Genomic DNA, 6,000 nt, shown 5'->3' with positions numbered 1-6,000 from the left:
GCCCTCGGCAGTCGTCGTCATCCTGGGGGTGGGGGGGGGCGCGGCGCGTGGACCCGTCGGGGCCCCCCGGCCGCCGCCCTCGGCCATCACCTGCCCTTCGGACCTAGCGGCGGGTGCGCCGTTGGAGCGAGCTGACGGAGGGAACTCGGCTTACTTGACGACGCCGAGCGACGCGTAGTCGTAGCGGCCGTTGTAGGCGTCGGCCGTGTAGACGTTCGTGAGTCGCGAACCGCGCCAGATGATGTTCTTCTCGTGGGTGAAGGGCAGGTAGACCGCGGCCTCCGTGACCTTCTGGTTGATCTGCTTGTAGAGCTCGCCGGCCTTCTCCGGGTCCGTCTCCTTCAGCGCCTGGTCGAACAGACCGTTGACGGCCTTGTCGTTCAGCTCGGAGAAGTTGTTGTTGCCGGACTGGAGGATGAAGCGGCCGTCGACGAGCGGCTGGAGGAAGCCCTGGCCGGTCGGGAAGTCGGCGCCCCAGCCCATGATGATGATGCCGTAGCCCTTCTCCTTGACCGTCTTCGGCGAACCGATGATGCCGGAGGTCTGGGCGCCGTCGAACTGGTCGATCTGGGCGTCGATGCCGACGGCCTTCAGCGACTGCTGGAGGGACTCGGCGGTCGCGATCTCGATCGGCTTGTTGTTGCGGACCGCGATCGTGGTCTTGAAGCCGTTCGGCTTGCCGCACTTGGCGAGGGCCTCCTTGGCCTTCGCGGTGTCCGGCTTGCCGGCGAGCTTGCCGTACACGTCGGCCTTCGGGTCCGAACCCTTGATCGCCGGGGGCAGCATGTTGGTGGCGATGTCGCCACCGGCCTGCGGGCCGCCACGGGCGGTCTGGAGGGACTTGGAGTCGGCCGCGTAGATCATGGCCTTGCGGCACTCGATGTTCGGCGTGACCGTCTGCGGGAAGGCCGCGTAGCGGATGAAGCCCGTCTGCGGGTTGTCCACGTTGTTCTTGTGCTGCTGGAGCACCTTCTGGCGAGCGGCGGCGCCGATGCCCGTGGCGTTGAGGTCGAGGTCGTACTCGCCCTCGACGAGACGGTTGTCCATGTCGTCGGAGTTCGTGGTGAACGTGACGGAGACGCTGTCCGGGAGGGCCTTGCGGACGGTGTCCGTCTTCGCGTCCCACTTGTCGTTGCGGACGAGCTTGATGGACTTGTTCGGCGTGTACGAGGCCCACTTGTACGGGCCCGCGGAGAACGGCTTGAGGCCGTACTTGGCGCCCGTGTCCTTGTCCTGGCGGACCGGGGTGGCGGCGGGCATGGCCAGCATCTGCAGGAAGTCGCCGTTGGCGACCGGCAGCTTGAAGATGATGGTCTTGTCGTCCGGGGTCTCGATCGCCTTCAGGCCGAGCTTGTCCGGGGTGGTGTCCTTGTACGGGCCCTTGTACTCGGTCTTCGGGTCGAGGACCTGCTGGAGGTAGATCGGGCCGCCGGAGATGACGTCCTGGGCCCAGATGCGCTCGATGCCGTACTTGATGTCCTTGGAGGTGATCGGCTTGCCGTCCTCCCAGGTCACCCCGTCCTTCAGCGTGAAGGTGTAGGTGAGGCCGTCGGCCGAGACCTTGCCGGTGTCGGTGGCGAGGTCGGCGACGAGCTCGGTGGAGGCGGCGCCCGGCTCGGCCTTGTAGGTCACGAGCTGACGGGTGTAGTAGCGGGCGAAGTCCCACACGAAGCCGTAGTAACCGCGCTGCGGGTCCCACGAGTCGGCCTCCTGCGAGCCGATGAACTTCAGCTCGCCGCCCTTCTTGTCGGAGGCGTTCAGGACCTTGTTGACGCCGCCGTTGAAGGCGAGTCCCCCGTTGCCCTTGTTCTCGCCGTTGCCCTTGCTGCCGGTGTCGCCGCCGCACGCGGTGGTGACGACCATGACGGCCGCGGCGAGCAGCGCGCCCGCGGCGATTCTGCGCTGAGAGCTCTTCAGCATGGGTCCAGCAACCTCCGGGATAGTGGCGGCCGTCGAGGGCGGTCCGCCGATTTGGGGATGTGCCTCCTGTCGCCAGCGGCAGGGGCGGGTCGTGCGGGTCGTCGGCGAACGGTCAGCGGGAGCCCTTCGGGTCGAGCGCGTCACGCACGCCGTCGCCGAAGAGGTTGAACGCCAGGACGGTGATGAAGATCGCGAGGCCGGGGATCACCATGAACAGGGGGTCCGATTCATAGGTGTTGACGGCCTTCGACAGCATCTGCCCCCAGGAAGCGGTGGGAGGCTTCACACCCGCGCCGAGGAAGCTGAGCGCGGCTTCGGTGAGGATGTTGGTCGGGATCATCAGGGTCGCGTAGACCGTGATGGGAGCGATCAGGTTCGGCAGCAGCTCCTTGCGGAGGATGTAGAGGCGGCCGGCGCCGAGGCTCTGGGCGGCCTCCACGTACTCGCGGTTGCGCAGCGAGAGCGTCTGGCCCCGGACGATGCGCCCGACGTACGGCCAGCCGAAGAAGCCGATCACGAGCACCAGGGCGGCGATGCGGACGCCCGAACCGTCGAGTCCGAGGAAGGAGTTCGGCAGGACGGAGACCAGGGCGATCGTGAAGAGCAGCTGGGGGAAGGCCAGCATGACGTCCATGACCCGGCTGAGCGCCGCGTCGATCCAGCCGCCGAAGTAGCCCGCGACGATGCCGAGGATCGTGCCGAGGACGACCGCGAAGAGCGCCGCCAGGAAGGCCACGAGGAGCGAGATCCGCGCACCGTAGACGATGCGGCTGAAGACGTCGCGGCCGTTGACCGGCTCGACGCCGAGGAGGAAGTCGGAGCTGATGCCGCCCCACGACCCGATCGGCGTGCCGAACAGCGGGTCGATCTGGTCCTCGTGGAACTCGTCCGGCGGGTGGCCGAGGAAGCCGACGATGACCGGCGCGAGGACCGCGACGAGGATCAGGAAGAAGACGACGAAGGCGCCGGCGAGGGCGAGTTTGTCGCGCTTGAGGCGAGTCCAGGCGATCTGCCAGGGCGAACGGCCCTGGATGGCCTTGGTGCCGGGGGTGTCCAACGTGCCGGGCGCGCCGGAAGCGTCGGGCGCGCCGACGACGGTGGCGGTCGACTCGCCCGCACTCGTCTCGTGCAGTGGTGCCGTCATCGTGGTGAGGACCCCTCTCGGCCGCCGGTAGCCGGCCCTTGCCCGCCGCGGGTAGCGGCTCGGTGGAACAACCTGCTGGGGATTCGGTTCGAAAGGACCCGAACGCCCGGTGTTCCGGGGAGTCTTCAACGCGTCCGCGATCACCCGCCAGCCCTGACGAGGAATGTTTGCTCAAACGTGATGCGGTGCTGCGACTTCCGTTATACGGACGTCGTGATCACGTGAGCGGACCATCTCGGGCCCTCTTCGCCCCAATCGGACATGTCGCCCAACTGGTGTTTCGACGTGCTCTATTGGGGCGAACGAAAGCCTCCGGAGCGGACTCCGGAGGCGCGAGGGACGAGGAGTGGGACGAGGGTCGTCTCAGTATCCGGACGAGGCCGGGGGCGGGTACCCGTATCCCGGGACGGCTCCCTGAGCGGCCCCCGGGGCGGCTGAGCCGCGTCCGCCGTGCGCGTCGCGGTCGTAGAAGGGGCGCGCGTGGGCGCCGAGCCAGAGGGCGACGGGGTCGTACGCGTCGGAGAGCGAGACCGTCGAGACGGGCAGCCCGTCGGGTACGGCGGAGATCGACTGGCGCATCATCGCGCGGACCGTGTCGACGGCCGCCGCGGAGGTGTCGTACAGGTCGAGACCGATGGCGAGGTACGGGGAGCCGAGCGCCGGCTGCACCCAGCCGCGGCGCAGCGACCTGACGGCCGGGGTGCGGTGCGCGTTCTGCGTGAGCAGGGCGTAGAACTGCGGGATCTCCAGGGCGGGTTCGCTCACCCGGAGCGGTCCCGCGGGCATCCGGTCCAGACCGGTGGCGATGCGCCGCAGGTCGGCCCAGGGGATGCCGACACCGCCGCCGGGGGCGTGCGGATTGAGCCAGATGCCCCAGCGGTCGGGGTAGAGCGCGCGGGCGATCTCGCGGCCGGTGACGAGCTCGTGGGCGCGGTTCCAGCCGGAGGCGGCGAGCTCCTGGGCGGAGGTGACGCAGGGCGCGTACCCGAAGCCCTCGACCTCCATGTTCCCGTACTGAGCCTCGGAGGAGCCGGCCGTGCCCTGCCAGAGCAGCATGAGGAGCTCGCCGTCGGCGAGGGCGTGGAGCAGTTGCTCGTACGCGTCGTAGCGTCCGGGTGCCACCTGGCGCAGCATGTGCTCGACGTGTCCGGTCGCAGCGGTGCCTGACGCGCTCACCTGGGGTCCCGCCCCTCTTCCTCGTACGGCCCGGCGCGGATGCCCGGATGCTCGGATGCAGTGCAGATGCGGTTCAGATTAGACGGAGGGGGAGACTCAGCCGGCGGCGTGCCGGTAGAAGGGGCGGACCCGCTCCGTCATCCAGTCTCCGACCGGGTCGTGCGCCATGTCGAGGAGGATGAGGTTGACCGGCCAGGCGACCTCGACCCGGCCGAGGGCGCGGCCGAGGGCGTCGAGGGGCGCGGAGCGGTCGGCGTCGGGGCGGAGGAGCTGGACGCCGACGAAGAGGGCCGGTTCGGTGCCCTCGACGCTCGCGAGGGCGCGGCGGGCGGTGGCGACCACACCGGTGGCCTCGAACTCGGCGGAGGCGGCGGCGAGGAAGTCGACCGGGTCGTCCTGCCAGTCGGGCTCGAAGAGCCGGACGCGGCCGCCGGAGGCCGGCCCGTCGAGCGCGGTGCGGCCGACGCGGCAGAGCTCGGCGACGGCCGGCGGGGGCAGCGGGACGCCGACGGTGCCGCCGGGGTTCACGGCGATGCCGAGCTGCGGGGGCAGACCGCGGGCGAAGTCGCGGGCGGGGGCGACGGTGTACGACATGTGGGTGCCGACGCAGGCGTGGAACTGCTGCTCGGAGCTGAAGACGGGGACGAAGGCCGCGCCCTCGATCTCCATCGTCGGCAGGTCGAGGGAGGTGCTGTCGGGGCCGCCGCCGTTGGGCAGGGGCACCCAGACGGGGCTGCGGCCCAGCACCTCGACGAGCCGGCCGCCCGCGCCGGGGTTGCCGAGGGATGCGGCGAGGACCTCTTCGAGCTCGTTGCCCGGCCACGTCATGTCCACGGTTCCTGCTTTCCCCTGTGTCGCGCGGGCGCGCCCTCCCGGGGCGCCCCGCAGCACCCTAACGCCGCTCCGGTGCCGGCATGGCCAAAACCGGGGGCCGGCCCCTCGGACCGGCCCCTCAGACCGGCCCCTCAGACCGGCACCTCAGGCAGGCCCCTCAGGCAGGCCCCTCGGGCCGCCCCCTCAGGCCGCCGGCCGGAAGCCGATCTTCCGCAGGGTGTCGGCGGCGTCCCGGTCGAGCAGGGTCACCGAGGCGCAGCCCGCCGGCGGCCCGCCCGCCTCGGCGGCGCGCAGGAGCCGCCCGACGGCCCGGCGGTGCCGGGCGAAGGCGTAGGCCGAGACGCCCCGGCCCCGGGACCGCTGCCCGTCGCGGGCCGTGTCCGGCGTCACGTCGAGCAGGACCAGGTGCAGGGCGGTCCCCCGGCGGCGCGCCTCGCGGGCGAGCCAGCCGCGCACCCAGGACTGGGTGCCGCAGTCGTGCACGACCAGGCTCGCGCCGGAGCGCAGGGCCCTGCGCAGCCCCGCGTAGTGCGCGACCCGGACGAGCGGCCGGTAGATCCCGTACGGCAGGAAGCGCAGCGCGCGGGGCAGCCCGGCCTCCCAGCGCTCGCGGGCGTCCTGGGAGTCGACGCCCCGGCCGTCGGCGGCCCGCCGCATCAGGGTGGACTTGCCGCTCCCGGGCAGCCCGGAGACGACCACGAGGTCGCCCTCCTGGAAGCTGAGGGCGCGGGGACCGCGGCCGCCGCGCTCGCGCAGGTCCCGCAGGACGCGGGCCCCGCGGCGGGTCCCGCGCGCGGTCCTGGCGCGGGCACGCTGGTCCGGTATGCCGGTTCCCGGCGCGTACGCGCCGCTGTGCTGGGCGACCGCGCCGGTGTGCTGGATCCTCATCGCTGCTCCCCCTGCCGGGCCTGACAAGACCCTTGCCC

The 6,000-nt window shown here is 71.3% G+C and carries 5 protein-coding genes; all 5 read right to left on the bottom strand.

The genetic code is table 11. The features are described 5' to 3' along the window. Window positions 1-150 precede the first annotated feature (150 nt). The 5 genes from ACFC0Z_RS13025 to ACFC0Z_RS13005 all read right to left on the bottom strand — a co-directional run bounded on the left by ACFC0Z_RS13025 (window position 151) and on the right by ACFC0Z_RS13005 (window position 5,962). Window positions 151-1,920, bottom strand: a complete 1,770-nt coding sequence (locus ACFC0Z_RS13025) for an ABC transporter substrate-binding protein (RefSeq protein ID WP_376436129.1) — start codon at window positions 1,918-1,920, stop codon at window positions 151-153. A 112-nt stretch (window positions 1,921-2,032) separates the two neighbouring features. Then, entirely contained in the window at window positions 2,033-3,064 is a 1,032-nt protein-coding gene (locus ACFC0Z_RS13020; protein ID WP_376436126.1) for an ABC transporter permease, read from the bottom strand. Between the two features lie 363 nt (window positions 3,065-3,427). Continuing rightward, window positions 3,428-4,240, bottom strand: coding sequence for an enhanced serine sensitivity protein SseB C-terminal domain-containing protein (locus ACFC0Z_RS13015; RefSeq protein WP_376436123.1), 813 nt, complete (start codon window positions 4,238-4,240; stop codon window positions 3,428-3,430). A gap of 96 nt (window positions 4,241-4,336) precedes the next feature. Further along, window positions 4,337-5,068, bottom strand: a complete 732-nt coding sequence (locus ACFC0Z_RS13010) for an enhanced serine sensitivity protein SseB (protein WP_376436120.1) — start codon at window positions 5,066-5,068, stop codon at window positions 4,337-4,339. Between the two features lie 189 nt (window positions 5,069-5,257). Beyond that, window positions 5,258-5,962: an AAA family ATPase gene (locus ACFC0Z_RS13005; RefSeq protein ID WP_376436117.1), complete on the bottom strand. Its 705-nt coding sequence runs from the start codon at window positions 5,960-5,962 to the stop codon at window positions 5,258-5,260. Window positions 5,963-6,000: the final 38 nt, after the last annotated feature.

The sequence above is a fragment of the Streptomyces sp. NPDC056144 genome (assembly GCF_042264145.1).
Classification (GTDB): Bacteria; Actinomycetota; Actinomycetes; order Streptomycetales; family Streptomycetaceae; genus Streptomyces.
The sequence above is the reverse complement of the archived record's forward strand: the minus strand, read 5'-3'. Positions and strand labels throughout refer to the sequence as shown.